This window comes from uncultured Campylobacter sp. (assembly GCF_938045225.1).
Taxonomy (GTDB): domain Bacteria; phylum Campylobacterota; class Campylobacteria; order Campylobacterales; family Campylobacteraceae; genus Campylobacter_A.
This window is the reverse complement of the sequence record NZ_CALINL010000024.1, coordinates 1-2745: the sequence shown is the minus strand read 5'-3', so window position 1 is coordinate 2745 and position 2745 is coordinate 1. Positions and strand designations below refer to the sequence as shown.

General features: G+C 42.3%; 2 protein-coding genes. One reads left to right on the top strand and one right to left on the bottom strand.

Annotated elements, in window-relative coordinates:
- Positions 1-379: 379 nt before the first annotated feature.
- Positions 380-1336 (bottom strand): hypothetical protein, encoded by a 957-nt coding sequence (locus Q0200_RS01495; RefSeq protein ID WP_297936934.1) that lies wholly within the window; start codon positions 1334-1336, stop codon positions 380-382.
- Positions 1337-1470: 134 nt separating this feature from the next.
- Between Q0200_RS01495 and flhB the strand changes: the two genes are divergently transcribed.
- Positions 1471-2547: a flagellar biosynthesis protein FlhB gene (gene flhB, locus Q0200_RS01490; RefSeq protein ID WP_297936932.1), complete on the top strand. Its 1077-nt coding sequence runs from the start codon at positions 1471-1473 to the stop codon at positions 2545-2547.
- Positions 2548-2745: the final 198 nt, after the last annotated feature.

Below are 2745 nucleotides of genomic sequence, written 5' to 3'. Positions count from 1 at the left end.
TAGTATAAATTATTAAATTTTTTTATCAAAATTTACCGCAGTATTCCTGTTTTACAAGTACTACGTTTAGGTATAATCGCCCGAATTTAACAATTTTTACAAAAACTAAGAAAAATAAGAAGCCTCTATAAAAAATCAAATATACATCCAAAAGCCATCCGTGGATATAAAGAAGTAGCTTGTGGCGTAGAGGCGCGTAAGCCCGGCAAGCTCATCTATGCCGTCGTTTTTTAAGCAGTTTCAAGAAAAATCAAATTTAAAGTCGCAAAGCCTATAAACAAGCGAGTGAATAACTTTTTTAAAAACTCATTCTCGTCAGTATTTGCATGCTTTTGCGCTAAATTTTCAGTCTCTTTAAAAACTAGCTAGACCTCTTTCATTATTTTAAGCCCATTGTGATCTCACCCGCTAAATTTTTTATCATAGAGGTATGATCTAGGAAAAATGTTTTGTCATTTGGCAAATGTGGCTGATACGTCAGTGTTTTGGCTGCTGGTGCGCTTAAGATTACATTTATCAGTTTAAATTCAGGCGGTAAGACAAAATAAAGTTTTGGCTTAGGAATTTCATTTCGAAAGAGCCTTTGTGCGTAAAATTTACTGAAATTTTCATTTTTTGGTAGCTTTATCTCTTTAAAGAGTTCAAGCGGTAAAAAATAGCGCGCCAAAGCGTGAAGTCCATGCGCAAAAACGTAGAGGCGTTTTTCAAATTTAGGCGCCTCCGTCCTGCCAAAAGTGGAGCAAAATTTCTGCAAATGCTCGCTCATGGCAGCCGTGTCCTTTTCATGCAAGGCTAGTACAAATTTAACCGCCTCTCTTTCGTTTGCTGGCTTTTTAGACTCTGCAAAAGTGCGTGCTTTTTCTAGGGCAGGGGCAAGTAAATTTTCATCTTGCCAAAGTATCGCTGTGAGCAGATCGTGCATGACGCATAGAAATTTATAGCCGTTTTTGCTAGGTGGCAGGCCTTTTGGAAAGATCCTTGCCATGCTCTCTGTGTCACCGCAAGCGATAGCAAAAAACGCAGGGATCAGTTTCTCACACTGGTCATATCCGCCGCTGCAGCCTGGGAGTAAATTTAGCTTAGCGTATTGAAAAATGAGATCATTTAGTGCCTCGGCGTCGCCCTCAGCTAGGCACTTTTCAAGGCAAAAGTCATAACGTCTGGCTCTTGAAAAAGATAGCGAGCGTATGAGCTCACATAAAAAGTCGTAATCGTTTAAATTTTTCTCTTTTATCTCGGCGTAAATGCTTGCGTACTCGTCTAAAAGTAGCTCTTCATCGCTTTTTGGTGGTTTTTTAGCTTTAAAAATGTTAAATAATCCATCTAAAAATGACATTTTGCGTCTCCTTATTTTTGCTAATTTTATCCAAAAATGCCTTATTTTTTTCACGTGCAAAAGGCGGCTTTGGCGGATAGTTTAACCTTGTTTTGGCTATAATCGCCCCAAATTTAAGCAAATTCAGGATAGAGATGGCAGGCGAAGACCAAGAAAAAACCGAAGAACCCACCTCCAAAAAGATCGAAGACGCGCGCAAGGACGGTAACGTCCCCAAAAGCCAAGACCTCGCAGGCTTCGTCACGCTCGCGGTCGCGATCTTCGTCGTGGTGGCGCTTCTTGGCTTTATCGGCGATCAGTTTTTCACGCTGTATAACTACTATCAGAGTCTAATCGGCCAGGAGTTTACGCGCAAACTACTCTTTAGCGTCGCGATCACAACGATATTTCGCACGTTGCTCATCATCCTGCCCATCGCCGTTTGCATCGCGATCGCGGGCGTCGTCGCTAATCTCATGCAGTTTGGATTTATATTTACGACTAAGCCTTTGGAGCCGAATTTAAACAAAATCAACCCGTTAAAAGGGCTCAAAAATCTCTTTTCTCTTAAAAAATTGATAGACGGCATCAAAATGGTGCTCAAGGTCACGGCGGTTTTTACGGTCGGATTTTTGATGTTTTTAAGCTTTATCAAAGAGCTGCCACACACGCTGTTTTTCTCGATGGCGGCGCAGCTAGCGTGGCTAAAGGAAAAAATGCTAATTTTAGCTGCCGTGATGCTAATCGTGATGTTTATCATCGGGCTTCTTGACGTTCTGATCGTGCGTTTTCAGTACTTTCGCGACCTGCGCATGAGCAAACAGGAGATCAAGGACGAATACAAACAGATGGAGGGCGACCCGCAGGTAAAAGGTCGCATCCGCCAGCTGCAAATGCGAGCCGCGCGCAACAGGATGATGCAAAATATCCCGCAAGCAGACGTCATCATCACCAACCCGACCCACTACGCCGTCGCGCTTCGCTACGATAAAACAAAGGAAAAAGCGCCCGTGATCCTAGCTAAAGGCGTAGATTTTCTAGCGCTTCGCATCAAGCAAATCGGAGTAGAAAACAACGTCAAAATTGTCGAAAATCCGCCGCTAGCGCGCGAGCTATATAAGATGTGCGAGGTGAACGATATGATACCTGCGGAGCTCTTTCGCGCCGTCGCCGAAGTGCTAAGCTTCGTCTACATGAGCGACAAACAAAAATTTGGCGATAGGCTGAAGTAAATTTAAATTTGAGTTTTTGATTGCAAATTTGAAGTTAAATTTGAGATCAAATTTACGCCGCTCAAATTTGGATAAATTTGCAAATTTTACCTGCCGAGACACGCAGATTTACAATGCTAAATTTGGTTTTATTAAATTTAACACTGCGTACTTAATCTTCCTTGTTAAGGGGGAAGGGGCTTGAATGACGAAGTCGCT